General features: G+C 61.7%; 17 protein-coding genes. 8 read left to right on the plus strand and 9 right to left on the minus strand.

The genetic code is table 11. The features are described from left to right. Window positions 1-44 precede the first annotated feature (44 nt). Both NTD89_RS03115 and NTD89_RS03120 read right to left on the minus strand, forming a co-directional pair. A complete protein-coding gene (locus tag NTD89_RS03115) occupies window positions 45-950 on the minus strand; it encodes an AraC family transcriptional regulator (RefSeq protein ID WP_262206418.1) in 906 nt (301 codons plus the stop codon). A gap of 72 nt (window positions 951-1,022) precedes the next feature. Next, window positions 1,023-2,312, minus strand: coding sequence for a glycosyltransferase (locus tag NTD89_RS03120; RefSeq protein ID WP_262206419.1), 1,290 nt, complete (start codon window positions 2,310-2,312; stop codon window positions 1,023-1,025). 171 nt (window positions 2,313-2,483) lie between these two features. Between NTD89_RS03120 and tpx the strand changes: the two genes are divergently transcribed. From tpx to NTD89_RS03155, 7 genes are all read left to right on the plus strand, one after another. Beyond that, window positions 2,484-2,984 carry a thiol peroxidase gene (gene tpx / locus NTD89_RS03125; RefSeq protein ID WP_262206420.1) on the plus strand — a complete coding sequence of 167 codons (501 nt, stop codon included), beginning with the start codon at window positions 2,484-2,486 and terminating at the stop codon, window positions 2,982-2,984. Window positions 2,985-3,213: 229 nt separating this feature from the next. Next, a complete protein-coding gene (locus NTD89_RS03130; RefSeq protein WP_262206421.1) occupies window positions 3,214-4,518 on the plus strand; it encodes an MdtA/MuxA family multidrug efflux RND transporter periplasmic adaptor subunit in 1,305 nt (434 codons plus the stop codon). Continuing rightward, complete coding sequence (locus NTD89_RS03135; RefSeq protein WP_145165655.1) at window positions 4,515-7,616, plus strand: MdtB/MuxB family multidrug efflux RND transporter permease subunit; 3,102 nt, start codon at window positions 4,515-4,517, stop codon at window positions 7,614-7,616. The genes NTD89_RS03130 and NTD89_RS03135 overlap by 4 nt, the downstream gene beginning before the upstream one ends. Then, window positions 7,613-10,720 carry an efflux RND transporter permease subunit gene (locus tag NTD89_RS03140; protein ID WP_145165654.1) on the plus strand — a complete coding sequence of 1,036 codons (3,108 nt, stop codon included), beginning with the start codon at window positions 7,613-7,615 and terminating at the stop codon, window positions 10,718-10,720. The genes NTD89_RS03135 and NTD89_RS03140 overlap by 4 nt, the downstream gene beginning before the upstream one ends. Further along, window positions 10,717-12,186 carry an efflux transporter outer membrane subunit gene (locus NTD89_RS03145; RefSeq protein ID WP_315975599.1) on the plus strand — a complete coding sequence of 490 codons (1,470 nt, stop codon included), beginning with the start codon at window positions 10,717-10,719 and terminating at the stop codon, window positions 12,184-12,186. The genes NTD89_RS03140 and NTD89_RS03145 overlap by 4 nt, the downstream gene beginning before the upstream one ends. Before the next feature lie 239 nt (window positions 12,187-12,425). After that, window positions 12,426-14,522, plus strand: a complete 2,097-nt coding sequence (locus NTD89_RS03150) for a putative bifunctional diguanylate cyclase/phosphodiesterase (protein WP_262206422.1) — start codon at window positions 12,426-12,428, stop codon at window positions 14,520-14,522. Between the two features lie 54 nt (window positions 14,523-14,576). Beyond that, on the plus strand, window positions 14,577-15,323 hold the full coding sequence (locus NTD89_RS03155; RefSeq protein WP_106577891.1) for an SDR family oxidoreductase: 747 nt from the start codon (window positions 14,577-14,579) through the stop codon (window positions 15,321-15,323). Window positions 15,324-15,380: 57 nt separating this feature from the next. Here the strand turns inward: NTD89_RS03155 and NTD89_RS03160 are convergent, their stop codons facing one another. The 5 genes from NTD89_RS03160 to NTD89_RS03180 form a co-directional block, all read right to left on the minus strand. Further along, window positions 15,381-16,076, minus strand: coding sequence for a tetratricopeptide repeat protein (locus tag NTD89_RS03160; RefSeq protein WP_262206423.1), 696 nt, complete (start codon window positions 16,074-16,076; stop codon window positions 15,381-15,383). 6 nt (window positions 16,077-16,082) lie between these two features. Next, the gene (locus NTD89_RS03165) at window positions 16,083-16,739 is read right to left on the minus strand and encodes a hypothetical protein (protein WP_256676516.1); all 657 of its coding nucleotides are present in this window, start codon (window positions 16,737-16,739) and stop codon (window positions 16,083-16,085) included. Between the two features lie 103 nt (window positions 16,740-16,842). After that, window positions 16,843-18,252 carry a GntR family transcriptional regulator MpaR gene (gene mapR / locus NTD89_RS03170; protein ID WP_145165649.1) on the minus strand — a complete coding sequence of 470 codons (1,410 nt, stop codon included), beginning with the start codon at window positions 18,250-18,252 and terminating at the stop codon, window positions 16,843-16,845. A gap of 73 nt (window positions 18,253-18,325) precedes the next feature. Beyond that, entirely contained in the window at window positions 18,326-19,735 is a 1,410-nt protein-coding gene (gene ccoG / locus NTD89_RS03175; RefSeq protein ID WP_262206424.1) for a cytochrome c oxidase accessory protein CcoG, read from the minus strand. Between the two features lie 183 nt (window positions 19,736-19,918). Further along, a complete protein-coding gene (locus NTD89_RS03180) occupies window positions 19,919-20,158 on the minus strand; it encodes a DUF3203 family protein (RefSeq protein WP_262206425.1) in 240 nt (79 codons plus the stop codon). A gap of 123 nt (window positions 20,159-20,281) precedes the next feature. On the opposite strand from NTD89_RS03180, the gene NTD89_RS03185 reads away from it, so the two are divergent. Beyond that, window positions 20,282-20,797, plus strand: coding sequence for an MgtC/SapB family protein (locus NTD89_RS03185; protein WP_262206426.1), 516 nt, complete (start codon window positions 20,282-20,284; stop codon window positions 20,795-20,797). Here NTD89_RS03185 and NTD89_RS03190 read toward each other — a convergent pair. Next, window positions 20,786-21,802: a M10 family metallopeptidase C-terminal domain-containing protein gene (locus NTD89_RS03190; protein ID WP_262206427.1), complete on the minus strand. Its 1,017-nt coding sequence runs from the start codon at window positions 21,800-21,802 to the stop codon at window positions 20,786-20,788. The genes NTD89_RS03185 and NTD89_RS03190 overlap by 12 nt on opposite strands. Before the next feature lie 233 nt (window positions 21,803-22,035). Beyond that, entirely contained in the window at window positions 22,036-22,194 is a 159-nt protein-coding gene (locus tag NTD89_RS03195) for a hypothetical protein (RefSeq protein WP_178119749.1), read from the minus strand. Window positions 22,195-22,338 lie beyond the last annotated feature (144 nt).

Genomic DNA, 22,338 nt, shown 5'->3' on the forward strand with positions numbered 1-22,338 from the left:
GGACTGATACTTTTTTGCACTCATCACTTTGCTTGCTGAAACAGTTAAGCCAGGTTCTGTTCCGTCAGCCGCTGCACCGCCAGGCGCCGGTAGTGGGAGGGCGTCATGCCCTTGAGCTGCTGAAAGCGCCGGTTGAAGTTGGAGATGTTGTTGAAACCCGACTCGAAGCACACGTCGGTCACGGCTTTATCGCCGTCTGCCAGCAACTCGCAGGACTTGCTGATGCGCAACCGGTTGACGAACTCGATAAAGGTGCGCCCCGTGGCCTGTTTGAATACGCGGGAAAAATACGTCGGCTTCATCCCCAGGTATTCCGCGACTTCCTCCAGCGATAATTCGCGGGCGTAGTGGGCGAAAATGTAGTCCACCGCGCGGTTGGTGCGGTCGATGCTGTGCTCGTCCGCCAGTTGCGGGGTGGTCACGCCAGACAACAATTGGTAGTGCTCACACGCGCTCAGCACTTCCAGCAGGATAAAGAAATGCCCCAGGCGCGCCATGCCCTGGGCGTCTTCGATGCGCTGCATCAGCGTCACGGCCTGGGCGATGGTTTTTTTGCAGCGGAACTCGATGCCGTATTGCGCACGTTCCAGCAACGGCGCCAGGCTCTTGAGCTCGGTAAAGATCTGACTGCCGCCCTCAAACAGCTCGTCGGTGAAGTTGACCAGCATGTCGCGCTTGGGCACGACCTCGTCTTCCTCCACCTGGCTGATCCAGTTGTGGGGCAGGTTGGGGCCGGTGAGGAACAGGCTTTCCGGATAAAAATTGCCGATGTAGTCGCCGATAAACACCTTGCCGGAACTGGCGACAATCAAGTGCAGCTCGTATTCCTTGTGGAAATGCCAGCGCACCAGCGGGCACGGGAAGCCGTGTTGGCGATAGATGATGGACAGACCGTTGTGATCGTCCATCAGCTCGTAGGAAGGGTCGGTGATTCGCGTTGCTCGGGTCATGCTGCCGTCGCTTTATTGTGGTTGCTGCCAAGGATAATGCCCCCTTGCGCGCGACCTCGCCAGCCTCGGTGTTTACACGCTGCGGTTTTTGGCCTCGATCCACTGGGACATGTACTGCGTACTTTTATGCGCATGGTGGCGCAGCATGCTGCCGGTGAAGTTGTCCCGGCGATGGGCCGCGAGCTGGAGGCGGCACTGCTCCAGGCATTGCACCAGCGCCGGGCCGTGCAGGGCCTGGTCGTAGCGGCGGGCAAGCAGGCGGCGGCCATCCTCCTGGGCCTGGGTCCACCGTTCGCGGTCCTGGTACAGCGCCACGGCGGCCGCTGCCAGGGCTGGCGCGCTATGTTCGATCGCACCCGGCCACGGTTGCTCATCACCCATGCCTTCGGCGCCGATGGGCGTGGTGACATTCGGCGTGCCGCAGAGCATTGCGTCCATCAGCTTGCCCTTGATCCCGGCGCCGAAGCGCAGCGGTGCCAGGCAGATACGCGCGGTGCCCATGACTTGCAGGGCGTCTTCGGCCCAGTTCATCACATGAAAGCCCTGCGCCGGGTTGTGCAATGCCGTGGCCTTGGGCGGGGTGTAGGAACCGTAGATATGTAACTGTGCGCCTGGCAATTGCTGACGGATCAGCGGCCACAGGCTGCTCTTCATCCACAACACCGCATCCCAGTTGGGCGCATGGCGAAAGTTGCCAATGCTCAGGAAGTGCGCGCGGTCCTCGAACGGTGCGAAGGGTTCGGTCGGCGGTTCCAGCATCAACGGGCACCCGTGGAGCAGGGCGGCGGGCACCTTGAACTGCTCGGTGAGCAGGCGGATTTCCACGTCGGAGATCACCAGGCTGATATCACAGCGGTAAATCGCTGCGATCTCGCGCTTGGCCAGGTCGGTGTCGGCCATCCGCCGGAATTCTTCCTTTAACGCTGGATTGAACAGCGCGCTGAAGTCATCGCTCTCGGGGTGGGCCTTGAGGTGGTCCTTGAAACGCTGGTGGCGAGCGTCACGCAAGCTTTGCAAATCGGACGTTTCCAGCACGCGCAAGGCGTCGGGGCAGCATTTCTCCACGCGCCAGCCGAATTGCTCTTCCATCATGAAACGGTCGAACACCACAATATCCGGGGCCAATTCGCGAATAAAATCATCGAAACTGCTGTTATTGAGTTCGATGGCGCATTCGGTGATGCCCAGCGCCGGCAAGTCGGCCTTGTGCTCGCCCATGGTTGCCGGGCTGCTGAACGTGATGTCCCAGCCCTGGTCCAGGAAGCTCTGTAATATCTGCATCATGTGCCCGCCGGCGGCCGATGAGCGTGGTTCCGGCCAGACATAACCAATGACCAGGACTTTGGTGGCGGGCTGATTCATCAACAACGAGTTCCTTGAAGGGCGGGCGAAAAGCGCGCAATTAAACCATAGCCGTTGTTAATCGGGCGCCCGCGTGACAATTTACGCTCGGCCATAGGTAGCTTCGCCCGTTTGTGGTTAACTTCTGCGTCTCGAATTCGTTTCAATAAACCCAGCATAAGGATTCTCTTCATGGCTCAAGTCACCCATCGTGGTAACCCAATCAAGGTTGAAGGCGAGCTGCCGCAAACCGGTACCCGGGCCCCCGATTTCATCCTGACTGCCGGCGACCTGTCGGACGCAACCCTGGCCACCTTCGCCGGCAAGCGCAAAGTACTGAACATCTTCCCAAGTGTTGACACCCCAACCTGCGCCACTTCGGTACGCAAGTTCAACGCCCAGGCCAACGACCTGAACAACGCCGTGGTGCTGTGCATTTCCAGCGACCTGCCGTTTGCCCAGGCCCGTTTCTGCGGCACTGAAGGCCTGGAAAACGTGAAGAACCTGTCGGATTTCCGCGACCCGGGCTTCGCCGTTGACTACGGTGTGTCGATTGTCGAAGGCGCGCTGCGCGGCCTGACCGCCCGCGCCGTTGTGGTACTGGACGAAAACAACAACGTGCTGCACAGCGAGTTGGTCAGCGAAATCGGCCAAGAGCCGAACTACGAAGCCGCCCTGGCTGTTTTGAAGTAACTGTTTCAGCGCATTACTGTCTTTTCGCAGTAACACGCTTGATAGATGATTGCGGCCTGGCCTAGTCCAGGCCGTTTTCATTTAGAGTCAGCGGCTTAGCTAAATAGCCCATAAACTAAGGCCAGAAGTTAAAAGTTGTAATCCAAGGTAAATAGCCGGTAAAGGCGCTTTTCTTAATGCGCCTCAGTGCTTATCTTTCAGCCTCCCAAAGTAGAAGCTCTCGCGCCCAATGGTTGATCACTCCATGCAATCCTCCCCCCGCAACTCCCGCCGCTGGCTGTTCGGCCTGCTCGTGCTGCTGGTTATCGCCGTCCTGTGCTGGAAATTCTGGCCCGGCAGCCATAAGGATGCCGGCGAGAAAAAACCGGCCGGGCATGCCGGCAAGTCGGGGATGATGCGCCCGGGCTTCGGCGGTTCCACCGGCCCGATTCCCGTGCGCGTGGCGCCGGCGGTGCTGGGTGAGTTCCCGGTGTACTACAAGGCCTTGGGCACGGTCACCGCGCTCAATACCATTAACGTACGCAGCCGGGTGGGCGGTGAGCTGGTGAAGATTGCCTTTGAAGAGGGGCAGATGGTCAAGGCCGGCGACCTGCTGGCGGAAATCGACCCGCGCAGCTACCAGAATGCCTTGCTGCAGGCCCAGGGCACGCTGTTGCAGAACCAGGCGCAGTTGAAAAACGCCCAGGTTGACGTCCAGCGTTACCGCGACCTGTATGCCCAGGACAGTATCGCCAAGCAGACCCTGGACACCGCCGAAGCGCTGGTCCTGCAATATCAGGGCACGGTCAAGACCAACCAGGGCGCGGTAGACGACGCCAAGCTCAACCTCGAATTCACCAAGATCCGCGCGCCTATCGGTGGCCGGGTGGGCTTGCGTCAGGTCGACGTGGGCAACCTGGTGGCAGCCAACGACACGACCTTCCTGGCGGTGATCACCCAGACGCAGCCGATCAGCGTGGTCTTCACTCTGCCGGAAAACACCCTGGACACCGTCCTCGCCCGTTACCACGCCGGCAACAAGCTGCCGGTGGAAGCCTGGGACCGTGGCGACGCCAAAAAACAGGCCGCGGGTGTGCTGCAAAGCCTGGACAACCAGATCGACGTGACCACCGGTACCCTGAAATTCAAGGGCCGTTTCGATAACAAGGACCAGGCACTGTTTCCCAACCAGTTCGTCAACGTGCACCTGCTCGCCGACACCTTGCACAACGTGGTGCTGGCGCCGTCTGCCGCGATTCAGTTTGGCAACAACGGCACCTTCGTCTACAAGCTCGACGGCGACAAGAAGGTCAAGGTCCAGCCACTGGTGGTCGGCGATACCGATGGCGACAACACCGTGATCAAGGAAGGCCTGGCGGCCGGCGACCGTGTGGTGATGGAAGGCACCGACCGCTTGAAGGATGGCAGCGAAATCGAAGTGGTCAACGACAGCAGCGAGGTGCCGACCACCCCGACCGAGCACCTGCAAGGCAAGCCTGCGGCAAAAGGGGAGACCGGCGCTAACGCCGGCAAGGCGCAAAAGGTCGGTTCATGAACCTGTCGCGGCTGTTTATCCTTCGCCCGGTTGCCACCACGCTGAGCATGCTGGCCATTGTCCTGGCCGGCATTATTTCCTATCGCTTGCTGCCGGTATCGGCCTTGCCTCAGGTGGATTACCCGACCATCCGGGTGATGACCCTGTACCCCGGCGCCAGCCCCGATGTGATGACCAGCGCGGTCACCGCGCCGCTTGAGCGCCAGTTCGGGCAAATGCCCGGCCTGACCCAAATGGCGTCCACCAGCTCGGGCGGTGCGTCGGTGCTGACCTTGCGTTTCAACCTCGACATCAATATGGATGTCGCCGAGCAACAGGTGCAGGCCGCGATCAACGCCGCGACCAACCTGCTGCCCAAGGATTTGCCGGCACCGCCGGTGTACAACAAGGTCAACCCCGCGGACACCCCGGTGCTGACCCTGGCGATTACCTCCAAGACCATGCTGCTGCCCAAGCTCAACGACTTGGTGGATACGCGCATGGCGCAAAAAATTGCCCAGATCAGTGGCGTCGGCATGGTCAGCATCGCCGGCGGCCAACGCCAGGCCGTGCGCATCAAGGTCAACCCCGAGGCCCTGGCCGCCAATGGCTTGAACCTGTCGGACGTGCGCACGCTGATCGCCGCGTCCAACGTCAACCAGCCCAAAGGCAACTTCGACGGCCCGACGCGGGTGTCGATGCTGGACGCCAACGACCAGTTGGTCTCGCCCCAGCAATACGCCGAATTGATCCTGGCCTACAACAATGGTGCGCCGCTGCGCCTCAAGGATGTGGCACAAATTGTCGACGGCGCCGAAAACGAGCGCCTTGCCGCCTGGGCCAACGAAAACCAGGCCGTGTTGCTGAATATCCAGCGCCAGCCGGGCGCCAACGTGATTGAGGTCGTCGACCGTATCAAGGCGTTGCTGCCGAGCATCACCGACAACCTGCCGGCCGGCCTGGACGTGACGGTGCTCACCGACCGTACCCAGACCATCCGCGCCTCGGTCACCGATGTGCAACACGAATTGCTGATCGCCATTGCCCTGGTAGTGATGGTGACGTTTCTGTTTTTGCGTCGTGTCAGCGCCACGATCATTCCGTCCATCGCCGTGCCGCTGTCGCTGATCGGCACCTTTGGCGTGATGTACCTGGCGGGCTTCTCCGTCAACAACCTCACGCTGATGGCCCTGACCATCGCCACCGGGTTTGTGGTCGACGATGCCATCGTGATGCTGGAGAACATCTCGCGCTATATCGAGGAGGGCGAGACGCCGCTCAATGCCGCGCTCAAGGGCGCCAAGCAGATCGGCTTCACCCTGATTTCCCTGACCCTGTCGCTGATCGCGGTGTTGATCCCGTTGTTGTTCATGGCTGACGTGGTGGGGCGGCTGTTCCGCGAATTCGCGATCACCCTGGCGGTGGCGATCCTGATTTCCCTGGTGGTTTCGCTGACCTTGACGCCGATGATGTGCGCACGGCTGCTCAAGCGCGAACCCAAGGAAGAAGAACAGGGCCGTTTCTACAAGGCCAGCGGCGCCTGGATCGACTGGCTGATCGAAGCCTACGGGCGCAAGTTGCAGTGGGTGCTCAGGCACCAGCCGCTGACCTTGCTGGTGGCCATCGCCACCCTGGGCCTGACGGTGGTGCTGTACCTGGTGGTGCCCAAGGGCTTCTTCCCGGTGCAGGACACCGGGGTTATCCAGGGTATTTCCGAAGCGCCACAGTCGATTTCGTTTGCCGCGATGAGCCAGCGCCAGCAAGAGCTGGCCAAGGTGATCCTGGCTGATCCAGCGGTGGAAAGCCTGTCGTCCTATATCGGTGTGGATGGCGATAACGCCACCCTCAACAGCGGGCGCCTGTTGATCAACCTCAAGGCGCACGGCCAGCGCGACTTGAGTGCGGCCCAGGTGATCACACGGCTGCAGCCGGAAATCGACAAGCTGGTGGGCATTCGCCTGTTCATGCAGCCGGTGCAGGACCTGACGATCGAAGACCGCGTCAGCCGCACCCAGTACCAGTTCAGCATGTCGTCACCCGACGCCGACCTGCTGGCGCTGTGGAGCGACAAGCTGGTACACGCCCTCAGCCAGTTGCCGGAACTCACTGATGTGGCCAGCGACCTGCAGGACAAAGGCCTGCAGGTGTTCCTGGTGATCGACCGCGACGCCGCCTCGCGCCTGGGCGTCAGCGTATCGACCATCACTGACGCACTGTACGACGCCTTCGGCCAGCGGCAGATTTCCACCATCTACACGCAGGCCAGCCAGTACCGGGTGGTGTTGCAGGCTCAATCCGGTGAAACCCTCGGCCCGGCGGCGCTCAACCAGATCCATGTGAAAACCACCGACGGCGGCCAGGTGCGCCTGTCGAGCCTGGCCCACGTGGAGCAGCGTCAGGCGCAGTTGGCGATCGCGCACATTGGCCAGTTCCCCGCGGTGATGATGTCGTTCAACCTGGCCCCCGGCGTCGCGCTGGGCAAAGGCGTGGAGCTGATCAACCAGACCCAGAAAGACATTGGCATGCCAGTGGGCGTGCAGACCCAGTTCCAGGGCGCGGCGCAGGCGTTTGAGGCGTCGCTGTCGAGCACCTTGCTGCTCATCCTGGCGGCGGTGGTCACCATGTACATCGTGCTGGGCGTGCTCTACGAGAGCTACATCCACCCGATCACCATCCTCTCGACCTTGCCGTCGGCAGCGGTGGGGGCCTTGCTGGCGTTGCTGCTCAGTGGCAATGACCTGGGCATGATCGCGATCATCGGCATCATCCTGCTGATCGGTATCGTGAAAAAGAACGCAATCATGATGATCGACTTCGCCCTCGACGCCGAACGCAACCAGGGCCTGGACCCGCAGACCGCGATCTACCAGGCGGCGCTGCTGCGTTTCCGGCCGATCCTGATGACCACCCTGGCCGCCCTGTTTGGTGCAGTGCCGTTGATGCTGGCCACCGGCTCTGGCGCCGAGTTGCGCCAGCCCCTGGGCCTGGTGATGGTCGGCGGCTTGCTGGTGAGCCAGGTATTGACCCTGTTCACCACGCCGGTGATCTACCTGTACTTCGACCGCCTTGGCCGCCGCTGGCGCAAAGAGCCGCAAAGCCTGGAGCCGGTTGAGTCATGAACCTGTCCGGACCGTTCATTCGCCGGCCGGTAGCGACCATGCTGCTGAGCCTGGCGATCATGTTGCTCGGCGGCGTCAGCTTCAACTTGCTGCCGGTGTCGCCGCTGCCGCAGATCGACTTCCCGGTGATCGTGGTCTCCGCCAGTTTGCCCGGGGCCAGCCCCGAGGTGATGGCGTCCACCGTGGCCACGCCGCTGGAGCGCTCGTTCGGCGCGATTGCCGGCATCACCACCATGAGCAGTTCGTCGAGCCAGGGTTCGACGCGGGTGATCCTCGCCTTTGACTCCGACCGTGATATCAACGGCGCGGCGCGCGAAGTGCAGGCGGCCATCAATGCCTCGCGCAACCTGCTGCCCAGCGGCATGCGCAGCATGCCGACCTACAAGAAGATCAACCCGTCCCAGGCGCCGATCATGGTGCTGTCGCTGACCTCCGACGTGCTGCAAAAGGGCGAGCTGTACGACCTGGCCTCGACCATTCTTTCGCAAAGCCTGTCGCAGGTGCCGGGCGTGGGTGAAGTGCAGATCGGCGGCAGCTCCCTGCCGGCGGTGCGCATCGAGCTGGAACCCAAGGCCCTCGACCAGTACGGCGTGGCCCTGGACGACGTGCGCAACACCATCGCCAATGCCAACCAGCGCCGGCCCAAGGGCTCGCTGGAAGACAGTGAGCGCAACTGGCAGATCCAGGCCAACGACCAACTGGAAAAGGCCAAGGATTACGAGCCGCTGCTGATTCGCTACCAGAACGGCGCGGCCCTGCGCCTGGGCGACGTGGCAAAAATCAGCGACGGCGTGGAAGACCGCTACAACAGCGGCTTTTTCAACAATGACTCGGCGGTGCTGCTGGTGATCAACCGCCAGTCCGGCGCCAACATCATTGAGACCGTCCGGCAGATCAAGGCCCAGCTGCCGGCGTTGCAGGCGGTGTTGCCGTCCAGCGTCAAGCTCAACCTGGCGATGGACCGTTCCCCGGTGATCACCGCGACCCTGCATGAAGCCGAGATGACCTTGCTGATTGCCGTGGCCCTGGTAGTGCTGGTGGTGTACCTCTTCCTGGGTAATTTCCGTGCTTCGTTGATCCCGACCCTGGCGGTGCCGGTGTCGTTGGTGGGCACCTTTGCGGTGATGTACCTGTTCGGCTTCTCGCTGAACAACTTCTCGCTGATGGCGCTGATTCTGGCCACGGGCCTGGTGGTGGACGATGCCATCGTGGTGCTGGAGAACATTTCCCGGCACATCGACGATGGCGTGCCGCCGATGAAGGCGGCGTATCTGGGCGCGCAGGAAGTCGGCTTTACCTTGCTGTCGATGAACGTGTCGCTGGTGGCGGTGTTTCTGTCCATCCTGTTTATGGGCGGTATCGTCACCAACCTGTTCCGTGAGTTCTCCATCACCTTGTCGGCGGCGATCATCGTCTCGCTGATCGTGTCGCTGACCTTGACCCCGATGCTCTGCGCGCGTTGGCTCAAACCGCACATCAAAGGGCATATGAGCGGCTTGCAGCGCTGGAGCCACAGGATCAACGAGCGCATGGTGGCGGTGTATGCCACCAGCCTGGACTGGGTACTGCGCCACCGACGCCTGACCCTGCTGAGCCTGTTGCTCACCGTGGGCGTGAACATCGCGCTGTACGTGGTGGTGCCGAAAACCTTCATGCCGCAACAGGACACCGGTCAGTTGATCGGTTTTGTGCGCGGCGACGACGGGCTGTCGTTCAATGTGATGCAGCCGAAGATGGAGACCTTCCGCAAGGCGGTGCTCAAGGACCCGGCAGTGCTCAGCGTGGCCGGCTTTATCGGCGGCAACAACGGCACCAACAACGCGGTGATGCTGGTGCGCCTCAAGCCTATCGCCGAGCGCAAGATCTCGGCCCAGGCGGTGATCGAGCGCATTCGCAAGGAAGTACCGCTGGTGCCGGGCGGGCGCTTGTTCCTGATGGCCGACCAGGACCTGCAGTTTGGCGGCAGTCGCGACCAGACCAGCGCGCAGTATTCCTACATCCTGCAAAGCGGTGACCTGGCTGCGTTGCGCCTGTGGTACCCGAAAGTGGTCGCCGCGTTGCGCGAGCTGCCGGAGCTGACCGCCATCGACGCCCGTGAAGGCCGTGGCGCAGCGCAGGTGACGCTGGTGGTCGACCGCGACCAGGCCAAGCGCCTGGGCATCGACATGAGCATGGTCACTGCGGTGTTGAACAACGCCTACAGCCAACGGCAGATTTCCACCATCTACGACAGCCTCAACCAGTACCAGGTGGTGATGGAGGTCAACCCGAAATACGCCCAGGACCCGATCACCCTGAACCAGATGCAGGTGATCACTTCCACCGGCGCGCGGGTGCCGCTATCGACCATTGCCCACTACGAGAACAGCCTGGCCGACGACCGGGTCAGCCATGAAGGCCAGTTCGCCTCGGAGAACATCGCGTTTGATATGTCGCCCGGGGTCACGGTGGAGCAGGGCACGGCCGCCATCGAGCGCGCGATTGCCAAGGTGGGCTTGCCCGAAGACGTGATCGCCAAGATGGCCGGCACTGCCGACGCGTTTGCAGCGACCCAGAAGGGTCAGCCGTTCATGATCCTCGGCGCGCTGGTGGCGGTTTATCTGGTGCTGGGTATTCTGTATGAAAGCTACATTCACCCGCTGACCATCCTCTCGACCTTGCCGTCGGCCGGTGTCGGCGCGTTGCTCTCGATCTACCTGTTGGGCGGCGAGTTCAGCCTGATCTCACTGCTGGGCTTGTTCCTGTTGATCGGGGTGGTGAAGAAGAACGCGATCCTGATGATCGACCTGGCCCTGCAACTGGAGCGCCATGACGGCATGAGCCCGGTGGAATCGATCCGCAGCGCGTGCCTGTTGCGCCTGCGCCCGATCCTGATGACCACGCTGGCCGCCATTCTCGGCGCCTTGCCGTTGCTGCTCGGCTCCGGCGACGGCGCGGAAATGCGCCAGCCGCTGGGCCTGACGATTATTGGCGGCCTGGTGTTCAGCCAGATCCTGACCCTTTACACCACCCCGGTGGTTTACCTCTATCTTGACCGCGCGCGCCACCGCTTCAACGCCTGGCGCGGCGTGCGTACCGATGCTGCCTTGGACACTGCGCTATGACCGATTCAACCTTGACCCAATTGGCCATGAGCATGCTCCGTGGTTTGCGCGTTGCCAGCCTGCTGCTGTGCGGCGCGTTGCTCAGCGCCTGCGCCATCGGGCCTGACTACAAACGTCCGGATGTCATCGAGCCGGTGCAATTCAAAGAAGCCCAGGGCTGGAGCCAGGCCGCGCCCAGCGACTCGCTGGCGCGAGGCGCCTGGTGGGAGCTGTACGGCGACCGCCAGCTGAATGACCTGGTGACGCGCCTGAACAACGCCAACCAGACCGTGGCCCAGGCCGAAGCGCGTTTCCGTCAGGCCCAGGCCCAGGTGCGCAGCGCGCGCGGTGCGTTCTTTCCAACGGTGGACCTGAGTGCCGGAAAAACCCGCGCCAGCCAGGGCACCGGCAGCAGTAACGCCAGCCTGAGCAGTTCCAGCAGCGGTATCCGCGACACCCTCAACGCGCAACTGGGCGTGAGTTGGGAGGCGGATGTGTGGGGCAAATTGCGCCGCGGCCTGGAAGCCAATGAAGCCACGGCCGAGGCCAGCTCGGCAGACCTGGCGGCGATGCGCTTGAGCCAGCAATCGGAGCTGGTGCAAGACTACTTGCAACTGCGTGTCATGGATGAACAGACGCGGTTGTTGCAGGCCACGCTGGACACTTATCAGCGTTCGCTGCAAATGACCGAGAACCAATACCGCGCCGGTGTGTCCGGCAAGGACGCGATCGCTCAGGCGCAAACTCAGCTCAAGACCACCCAGGCCAGCCTGATCGACTTGATCTGGCAGCGGGCCCAGTTGGAAAACGCCATTGCGGTATTGATCGGCGAGGCACCGGCCAACTTCAACCTGGCGGTGAGCAAAGATATTCCAGCCTTGCCGCAGATTCCCGTGAGCCTGCCGTCGCAACTGTTGGAGCGCCGTCCGGACATTGCTTCGGCTGAGCGCGCGGTGATCGCGGCGAACGCAAATATCGGTGTGGCCAAGGCGGCTTATTATCCGGATTTGACCTTGAGTCTGGCCGGCGGCTATTCCAGCAGCACCTACGCCGACTGGATCAGCTTGCCGAACCGCTTCTGGTCGGTGGGGCCGAAGTTGGCGATGACGTTGTTCGACGGTGGGCAGCGGTCGGCGGAGGTTGATCGCAGCGTGGCCTCGTATGACGAGACGGTCGCCAAGTATCGCCAGACGGTGCTGGATGGTTTTCGCGAGGTTGAAAACTACATGGTGCAGTTGAAGGTGCTGGAGGATGAGGCGGTCGTCAGCAATGAAGCGCTGGAAGCTGCGCGCGAATCGCTGCGGTTGACGCAGAATCAGTACAAGGCCGGTTTGATTGCGTATCTGGATGTCGTCACGGTGCAGGCCACGGCCCTTAGCAATGAGCGGACCGTGCTGACGTTGTTGCAGACGCGGTTGGTGGCGAGTGTGCAGTTGATTGCGGCGCTGGGCGGTGGGTGGGATGGGCAGGTGGCGTTCAAGGAGTGATTGAGCCGCTGTCCGTTGCTGCCCTCTAGAGCCGGGAGGGGGCAAGCCCCTCCCGAAGTCGCCGATCCAGACGCCACTTCAAGCCCCGACCACCGCAACGTTAAGCCAGTAGATTGACGTCAAAGCGCCACTAATTGCCCCATGGTAATTAATCAACGCGCCCATAATTATTCTCGCTACAATCGCCCGCTTTGCCACTTGGCACGGGCGCTCCAGGCCCGTCAGTTCTGAGACATTCCATGCTGATCGGTAGCTATTCCCCCTCCTTGGTCGTGATTTCCCTGTTCGTCGCGATCCTGGCGTCCTACACCGCGCTGGACCTCGCCGGCCGTCTCGCGACCGCCAGGGGCCGCGCCGTGTACGTGTGGATGACGGGCGGCGCATTGGCGATGGGCGTAGGCGTGTGGTCCATGCACTTTATCGGCATGTTGGCCTTGCGCCTGCCGTTTGCCCTCGGGTTTGACCTGGGCATCACCGCGCTGTCCCTGCTGATCGCCGTGTTGTCCAGCGGCTTTGCCTTATGGCTGGTCAGCCAGCCACGCCTGCCGGCGTGGCAACTGGCGTTCGGTGCGCTGATCATGGGCGCGGGCATCAGCAGCATGCACTACACCGGCATGGCCGCGATGCGCATGACGCCGGGCATCGACTATGACCCGACCCTGTTCGGCGCTTCATTGTTGATCGCGGTCATCGCGTCCGGCGCTGCGCTGTGGATCGCCTTCAATCTGCGTCGCAACACGCCTTACGTACGCCTGGCACGCGGTGGCGCAGCCGTGGTGATGGGCATCGCAATCGTGGGCATGCACTACACCGGCATGGCCGCTGCGCGCTTTGATGACAACAGCTTCTGCGGCGCCGCCCTGACGGGCCTGAGCGGCAAGGGCCTGGACAACCTGGTGCTGGTGACCACGCTGGCCGTGTTGATCATCGCGCTGCTGACTTCGTTGCTTGACGCTCGCCTTGAAGCGCGCACTGCCGTACTCGCCGACTCCCTGACCCTGGCCAACCAGGAACTGACGCACCTGGCCCTGCACGACATGCTCACCGGACTGCCCAATCGCACCTTGCTCGCCGACCGTATTCAGCAAGCCATCCAGGCGGTGAAGGAGCAGGGCGGTTGCTTTGCCCTGATGTTCATCGACCTGGATGGGTTCAAACCGGTCAACGACGCGTTTGGTCATCACATGGGTGACCAGTTGTTGCGCGAGGTGGGCCTGCGCTTGCGCGAGGACTTGCGCAGCCATGACACCTTGGCCCGTATCGGCGGGGATGAGTTTGTGTTGCTGGTGCAATTGACGCAGCCGGACGACGCCGTGGGCCTCGCCGAACGTCAGGTCGGGCTGATCAACCGTGCCTTCAAGGTTGCCAAGCATGAACTGAAAATCTCCGCCAGCATCGGTATCGCGCTGTTTCCGGGCAACGGCAATAACCCGCAAGAGCTGTTGATGAACGCCGACGCTGCCATGTACCACGCCAAGGGCATGGGCAAGAACGGTTACAGCTTCTTTGATGCGTCGATGAACACCGACGCACGCAAGCAGTTGCAGTTATTGCAGGACCTGCGCAACGCCCTCGAGCACGAGCAATTTCGTTTGTATTACCAGCCCAAGATCGATGCGTTGAGCGGCATCCCGGTCGGTGCCGAAGCCTTGCTGCGCTGGGAGCATCCGCAGCAGGGTCTGTTGTTGCCTGCGACGTTTATCGACCTGGCGGAAAAGACCGGGTTGATTATTCCTATCGGCGAGTGGGTGTTGAACGAAGCCTGTCGTCAGATGCGGCTGTGGTATGCGCTGGGCTATGAAGACTGGCGCATTGCGGTGAACCTGTCGGCCTTGCAGTTTTGCCATGCCGGGCTGGTCAAGAGTGTGGCCGCAGCCCTCGACCGTCACCAGTTGCCGGCCAATAGCCTGACCCTGGAAATCACCGAAACCACCGCCATGAGTGACGCCGACGCGAGCATGACGGTGTTGCAGCAGTTGTCGGACATGGGCGTCGACCTGTCCATCGATGACTTCGGCACCGGCTATTCGAGCCTGATGTACCTCAAGCGCCTGCCCGCCAATGAGCTGAAGATCGATCGCGGGTTTGTCCGCGACCTGGAACACGACGGCGACGATGCCGCCATCGTTTCCGCCATCGTCGCCCTCGGCCAGGCCCTGGGGCTGCGGATTGTCGCCGAAGGCGTGGAGACTGATGTGCAGCAGAGTTTCCTCACCCGCCTGGGGTGCAACTCGCTGCAAGGCTATCTGTTGGGGCATCCCTTGCCGGCTGACGGTTTCATGGCCGACATCCAGCGTGGCGAAGAGGCGGGAGCGCCTGACAAAAGCCGTGCGTGACGAGTATTCTTGGCCCCAACCCTAACCATCAGGTTGAGTCAGGAGACCGCACGCATGGACAAAGTCGTCATCATCACTGGGGGCAGCCGTGGCATCGGCGCCGAGACGGCATTACTGGCCGCTCGCGAGGGCTACCGCATCTGCATCAACTATCAGTCCGACGAAAACGCCGCCCACAGCGTGCTCGAACAGGTTCGCGCCCTTGGCGCCCAGGCGATTGCAGTGCGTGCGGATGTCAGCATCGAAGATGAAGTGGTTGCGCTGTTCAGTCGCGTGGATGCCGAGCTGGGCCGTGTCACCGCGCTGGTGAACAACGCCGGCACCGTGGGGCATAAGTCGCGGGTCGACGAGATGTCCGAATTCCGCATCCTCAAGATCATGAAGACCAACGTGCTCGGGCCGATCCTGTGCGCCAAGCATGCCGTGCTGCGCATGTCGCCAAGGCACGGCGGGCAGGGTGGCAGTATCGTCAACGTGTCGTCAGTGGCGGCGCGCCTGGGTTCGCCGGGTGAATACGTCGACTATGCCGCCTCCAAGGGAGCACTGGACACCTTCACGCTGGGGCTGTCGAAAGAAGTTGCCGGTGAAGGGATTCGCGTCAACGCCGTGCGGCCCGGCTATATCTTTACCGACTTCCATGCCCTGAGTGGCGACCCGGACCGGGTCAGCAAACTGGAGTCCGGCATTCCAATGGCCCGTGGCGGGCGCCCGGACGAAGTGGCCGAGGCGATTATCTGGTTGCTGTCGGACAAGGCCTCGTACACCACCGGCACCTTCCTGGACCTGGGCGGCGGTCGCTGATTACCGCTGTTGACCGGCTGTTGAGTGAGGCACCCAAGGGGCGCCTCACTGCGACGCTCAGGGCAGCTTGATCTGATACGCCGCCAACTGCGCCTTGTGTTGCGCCTCCACCGTGCTTGGGTCGACGCGTTTGGCGAACTGGGTCAAGTCGCGACGGGCGTTTTCCTTATCGCCCAGCCGGTCATAGGCCAGCGCTCGCTGGTAGTAGGCCCACGCGTAGTCAGGCTGTTTGATCAGTCCGGCGCTGTAGGCTTCGGCGGCTTCGCGGTACTGGCCGAGATCGTAGAGCGCCAGGCCCAAATGATAGAACGTCGGCATGTTGAACCCGGCGCCTTTGCCATTCTCGCCCAGGCCGGCATCCAGATTGGACTGCACCAGTTCGAGGGCTTTTTGCGGGTTGCCGTTGAGGCGGTACAGGTAGCTCAGCTCCAGGGTCGCGCGCGGTTCGGGGTGCGGGTTGGTGGCGATGGATTTTTCGCGCGCGCTGATGGCTTGCGGATACTGCTTGAGGTTTGTGTAGGCCACTGACTGCAGCAGGTACACGGTGCTCTTGATTTTGGGCGGCAGGGTGTTCTTCGTCAGGCACAGCTCTGACTCTTGAATCACCTGCTGATTTTGCTCGGCTCTCATGGCCTTGCTGGTGTTGACGCAATGCTGCAGGTTGAGTTCGGCGGGGGTTGGCTGGTGCGCGCAACCGGTGACGACTGCGGCAACGGCCAGCAGGGCGAAACCACGAATAGAGGCGTTAGGCATGCTTGGTCAGTCCAGCAGATTGGCGTTGAGGTCGGGGCGATAGACTTGCAGCAGGGCAGGCGTGACGGTGCCTTGCAAGGAGCAGAAGATCTTCGTACGGCCCTCGGTCGGCCCTTTTTCCAGGCTCAGCGTACGTTCTACAAAGCCAAAGGGCGTGGCCACGCCCGGCCCCGCCAAGCCTTCGGTGCGCCATTGGCCGATCGGGTCGCCCACCCGGCGAATATCGGCGCGGCTGACGTTGCCGCGTTCTGCTACCAGGCGTGCGTGGTCGGCGATCAAGGGCTTGAGGCGCTCGGCAACATCGCTCACCGAACCTTCGGCGACGAATCCCCAGAACAGCAAATTGCCGACATTGGGCAGCGACATGGCTTCATTGTGATACCCCACAAGGCGTACGCCGTTGACCACCAGCGGTTGCTCAAAGGCCTGATAGCGACCGCCTTCCTGCAATGGGTTCATGACCACTGGAGCGCTGACGTTGCCCTGTTTGGCCACGCGCAGGGTGCCGGCGGGCAGGGAGGCGGTGTTGAGGGTTTCGAAAAAGCGTGCGTCACAGCGGGAGAAATCGCTGAACAGCTGATCGGGGGTGGCGGCAGTGGTTTGGCCCTGGGCCTGGCTGGCAAGCGCCAGCAAGCAAAGGGCGGATAACAGTGGGCGAAGCATCGGCGTCATCCATGAGCGTTGAGGGGCGGCGAGTGTAACAAGGCCCAAACGCCTTCGCTAACAGGATGAGCGTTGCCCGGCGGTCAGGCTCCGGCGAGCCCGTTCAAAACGAGCGCACGATCCGCCCCAGCGTTTCCATCGCTTTCTCCGACGCCTCGGTCCACGGGCTGCCGTAATTCAAGCGAATGCAATTTCTGAAGCGCTGGGTCGCCGAGAAAATCGGTCCCGGCGCAATGCTGATGCCTTGGGCCAGGGCCATCTGGAACAGCTTCAGCGAATCGGTTTGCTCCGGCAGTTCGAGCCACAAAAAATACCCGCCAGCCGGCTGGCTGACCCGTGTCTGGGCCGGGAAATAGCGGGCGATTGCCGCCAGCATCGCGCTTTGCTGTTCTTCCAGGGCATAGCGCAACTTGCGCAAATGGCGGTCATAGCCACCGTGCTGCAGGTAGTCGGCAATCGCCGCCTGCGCCGGCATTGAAGGGCACAACGAGGTCATCAGCTTCAAGCGCTCGACCTTCTGCGCATAGCGCCCGGCGGCCACCCAGCCAACGCGATAACCCGGGGCCAGGCTTTTGGCGAAGGAACCGCAATGCATCACCAGGCCTTCGGTGTCGAAGGCTTTGGCCGGTTTGGGCGCGTGCTGCCCGTAATACAACTCGGCGTACACGTCGTCTTCAATCAGCGGCACCTGGTGACTGCGCAGCAGTTCCACCAACGCCTGCTTTTTGGCCTCCGGCAGGGTTGCGCCCATCGGGTTCTGGAAGCTGGTCATGGTCCAGCACGCCTTGATCGGGTAGCGCTCAAGGCTTTGCGCCAAGGCGTTGAGGTCAATGCCGTCGCGTGGGTGCACCGGAATCTCCACCGCCTTGAGCTTCAGACGTTCCAGCACTTGCAGGCAGGCATAAAACGCCGGCGCTTCGATGGCGACCAGATCGCCCGGCTCGGTCACGGCCTGCAGGCACAGGTTCAGGGCCTCAAGCGCGCCGTTGGTGATCAGCAGCTCTTCCATCGGCAGCATCAGGCCACCGACCATGTAACGCAGGGCAATTTGCCTGCGCAGCTGCGGGTTGCCCGGTGACATGTCGGTCACGACCAGGCGTGGGTCCATTTCGCGGCTGGCACTGGCCAGCGAACGTGCCAGGCGTGGCAAAGGGAACAGCATCGGGCTGGGAAAGGCCGAACCGAAGGGCACGGTGTTGGGGTCTTTGATGGAGTCCAGTACCGAAAACACCAGTTCACTCACATCGACTTCGGTGGATTCGTGCACATGCTCACTCACCACCGGCTCGGAAAACGGGCTCGGTGCGTGGGTGTTGACGAAGTAACCGGAACGCGGCCGCGCGCGGATCAGCCCACGGCGTTCGAGCAGGTAATACGCCTGGAACACCGTGGACGGGCTGACGCCGTAGGTCTGGCTCGCATAGCGCACCGACGGCACGCGCTGGCCGGGCCCGAGCACGCCGGAGCGGATCAGTTCTGCGATGTCATCGGCGAATTTTTCGTAGCGTTTCATGAAGGCCTTAAAAACAGTTTTCTCATTATGAACACAGGGCAAACAGTGGCTGCGGGCCTGTGTCGGTTAGGCCTCAGCGGTTCATCGGCGCTACAAAGCGGCTGTCGGCAGCACTGTAGATCCAGGGCTCATCCACGTCCGTCACCTTGAACCGCAGGGTCTGTGAACTGCTCGCCGGCTTGTCGGCCAACAACGCCACCGACACCGGCACATCGCTGATTTCCCCCGGCGCCAGGCTGAGCTCGGTCTTGCCTTGCAGCACGAAACCCTCGGCGTTCACCAACGCCAGCCGATAGTGCTGGCGCTGCTGGGTTTTGTTGATGACCTTGAGGCTGTAAATGTTTTCGATCAAGCCCTGGCTGTTTTCGCGGAACATGCCGCGGTCCTTGGTGACATCGAGCGATACCATCGGCCGTCCTACCAAGGCCACCACCAGTGCGGCGATCATCACCAGCAGCACGGCACTGTAGCCGATCAGTCGCGGCCGGAGCAGGTGGGTTTTGCCGCCCTGCAGTTGGTGCTCGGAGGTATAGCTCACCAGCCCGCGGGCATAGCCCATTTTGTCCATGATCGAATCGCAGGCGTCGATGCAGGCCGCGCAGCCGATGCACTCCATCTGCAAGCCGTCGCGAATATCAATGCCGGTGGGGCACACCTGCACGCACAGCTGGCAGTCGATGCAGTCACCCAGGCCGACGTCGGCGGGCGTCACGTCTCGTTTGCGCGGGCCGCGGTGTTCTCCACGCGCCGCATCGTAAGAAATGGTCAGGGTGTCCTTGTCGAACATCACGCTCTGGAAGCGCGCATAGGGGCACATGTGCATGCACACCGCCTCACGCAGCCAGCCGGCATTGATGTACGTGGCCGCGGTGAAAAACAGCACCCAGAACAGGCTGACGCCGCCCATTTGCCAGGTCAGCAGCTCCAAGGCCAGGGGCCGGATGGGCGTGAAGTAGCCGACAAACGTCAGCCCGGTCAACACGCTGATGCCCAGCCACAGCGTATGTTTGGCCGAGCGCCGCGCCAGCTTGTTCAGGCTCCACGGCGCCGCGTGCAGCTTGATACGCTGGTTGCGTTCGCCTTCGGTGACCTTTTCACACCACATGAACAGCCAGGTAAACGAGCTTTGCGGGCAGGTGTAGCCGCACCACACCCGGCCTGCGAACACGGTGATGGCAAACAGGCCGAAGGCGCAGATGATCAGCAGCGCCGACAACAGGATGAAGTCCTGGGGCCAGAAGGTTGCGCCGAAGATGTGGAATTTGCTTTCGGCCAGGTCCCACAGCACGGCTTGGCGCCCACCCCAGTTCAGCCATACGGTGCCGAAAAAAGCCAGGAACAGCACCGCCGCGCCGGCTACGCGCAAGGTGCGAAACAGGCCGGAGAAGCTGCGGGTGTGGATCAGGGTGTCGCTGGATTTGGCCTTCACCTTCTTTGGGTGTATGGGCTCAAAGGTTTCCACGGTTGGGATTCTTTCGCTCATGGTCGTTCGCTCATCAGCCTCCATCAGGCGGATGAACTATGGACGCCGCTCTGTGTGCATAACAGACTCAGCTAGGGCGATAAAAAGCGGATCAGATGGGTTTTTCAGCAAGGCTGCGGCCAGTTGCTGCACTCCGTGGTGCCAGGAGTGCAGCGCTAATCAGCGCACATTGATACAGATCAATCAAATCACCGAATCACTGTCGGTCGCCTTTAAGTGTTTGCGTCCATCCACGGCACCGGCGACGGTCAAGGCATCGGCTTCGGCCTCGGTGATGTAGACCCTGTCGTTATCCAGCGTCACAAAAGACATGGCCTTGAGGCTGTCGGTGCTGACCGTCACCTCGGACGCAGGCAGGCTGCGCTCCTGGCCGTTTTCATCGACCTTGAAGTAGCACGTCTGGTTATCGATACATACAGGCATGGTGATCTCCTTTTCCATTGGCGGGTGATCATTAGGGTTCACCCGGTTGCCCGGCGTTCCAGGCAACTGACTGGCGGTCGCCGTTGTCCATGCTTAACCCATAATCACAAAGGACCGCTTTCCATGGATGCCTGGTGGAGCGAAGTGTGGCAAACCCTGCAAGCCGAATTTGCAGACATCGGCGATGCGAAACAACTCACCCAGATCACCGTGCGCTTGCTGATCGCCGCGCTCCTGGGCGGCATTCTCGGGTTCGAACGGGAACAAAAGGGCAAGGCGGCGGGTGTACGCACCCACATGCTGGTGGCGTTGGGCGCCGCACTGTTTGTATTGGTGCCGCAGACGTCAGGCAGCCAGGCGGATGCGATGAGCCGGGTGCTGCAAGGCGTGATTGCGGGGATCGGATTTCTCGGCGCCGGCACCATTCTCAAAGGCAAGGAAGATGAGCAGGGCCAGCACGTCAAAGGCCTGACCACCGCTGCCGGCCTGTGGATGACGGCGGCAATCGGGGTTGCCGCCGGCATGGGCCGCGAATCGACAGCGGTGCTCAGTACCTTGCTGGCCTTGGCGGTATTCAGCGTGATGCCCCGGATCGTCAGGGCGTTCGAGAGTGATGATGACCGCCGATCAGGTGAGTAGATCGGTTTCCTTCACCTGGCCAAATATCTTCGCAACCAGCGCAGGCTCCCCTTGGTTGCCGGAAATCACCAGCACGCTGGCATTGTGCGCACGCGAGTATTTCAACTGCATCTCACCACTGGCGCCGGATAACTGGTTGACCCAGTGCAGCGGTTTATTCAGTTGCCGGCGAATGCCGGTGACGTCCAGCTTGTCCCGGTCAGTGACGAAGTTTCTGATTTCACATGGGTGGTCGAGCGTGGACTCCAGCGTGTGAGTGAAACTGTAGGTCCTGGGGTGGTTTTTACAGTCGGACTCGTAGTGATCCCGTCGCTGCCAATCCTCAAGATGCGCATATTGCAACGGCTCGGTCACCTTCCGAACCTGAGTGGCAATGTCGCAGAGGTGTTTACCCTTGGCCTCCAGACTACGCATGGAGTCCTGAATGCTAGTCAGGGGCGCGTGCTCCTGGCGGGAGAACGCGCGAACCATATCAAAGCGACTGCCCGGCGAGGCTTTCATCAAACTGGCTTTCAACGCGAACAGCGCCGCCTCCACGTAATTGCGATAGGCGCCGACCTGCTCGGTTTCAATGGGGCTCAAGACCGCGTCGATCGAATCTTTGTTGAGTTGGGTTTCGATCCTGGCAAGGATCTTGAAGCAGGACGTTGCGTTGGGGCCGCTCAACAGGCACTTGAGGTTGTCTGGGGTCAACAGCCGGTCGATGGTGTTGAAGTTGGCTGTTGACTCTCTGGACCCAGGGTCGCGCATCAGGCGCTCAACGGTTTTGCGGTCCAACTGGTCGCAGAGCTGCTTGAGCTGTTTTTCCAGGGCAGCCCGGTCGGCGGCTGGGGGTGGGGCTCCATCTGCACGCATCGGCTCGCGGGTGGTGCTTGGTGCCGACCGGAGCAACGCGTCCAGCGCTTGAGCAGACACGCTTACGGGTGAGGGTGAAATGGGGTGGGCGTGAAGATGGCCTGGGGTGACTTCGGCGCGGGCGCGCGACGGCTGATGGATGGTCGACATGATAGATCCTCAAAAACAAATCGGACGAGCGCTGGGGTCAGGGGCTTGGATATGGAATCAGCGCAAAATCAGTATGAGAACGACCACGTCAGTTGGGGTTAGGGCTTTGCCTTTTAAGTGAGTGGGAATTTTCTGCGTCAACGCCCGCTCGCGAGTCACGGTTCAGCGGCCAGTGCTGCGCCGGCAGTACCAGGCTGACCCGGCGAGCGGATGCTGAATCTGCAACATCTGCGTCACAGAATGACCGGTGGCTCGCTCGTTGGCGGTTCCTGCACCGGCGGTGGGTCGTTTTCAGGGGGTTCCTGTTCGGGAATCGGCTTCGGCTCAGCGGGCGGTAACGTTGGGTCGTCGATGTTCGGATCAGGTGTTTCAGCCGGAATCGGGATATTCATCGGTGTGGCCTCCTTTGTGCTTTGCTCTACCGGTGGACATCCGCCTGGGGGAATTGATTCCCCGCCCAATGGCGACATATCCACCTGAACTTTTCACCTGACGCCAGGCTCGGACCTATTACGGCCTTGCTCAGGGAGAGCGTT

The organism is Pseudomonas sp. 14P_5.3_Bac1, from assembly GCF_025466135.1.
Classification (GTDB): Bacteria; Pseudomonadota; Gammaproteobacteria; order Pseudomonadales; family Pseudomonadaceae; genus Aquipseudomonas.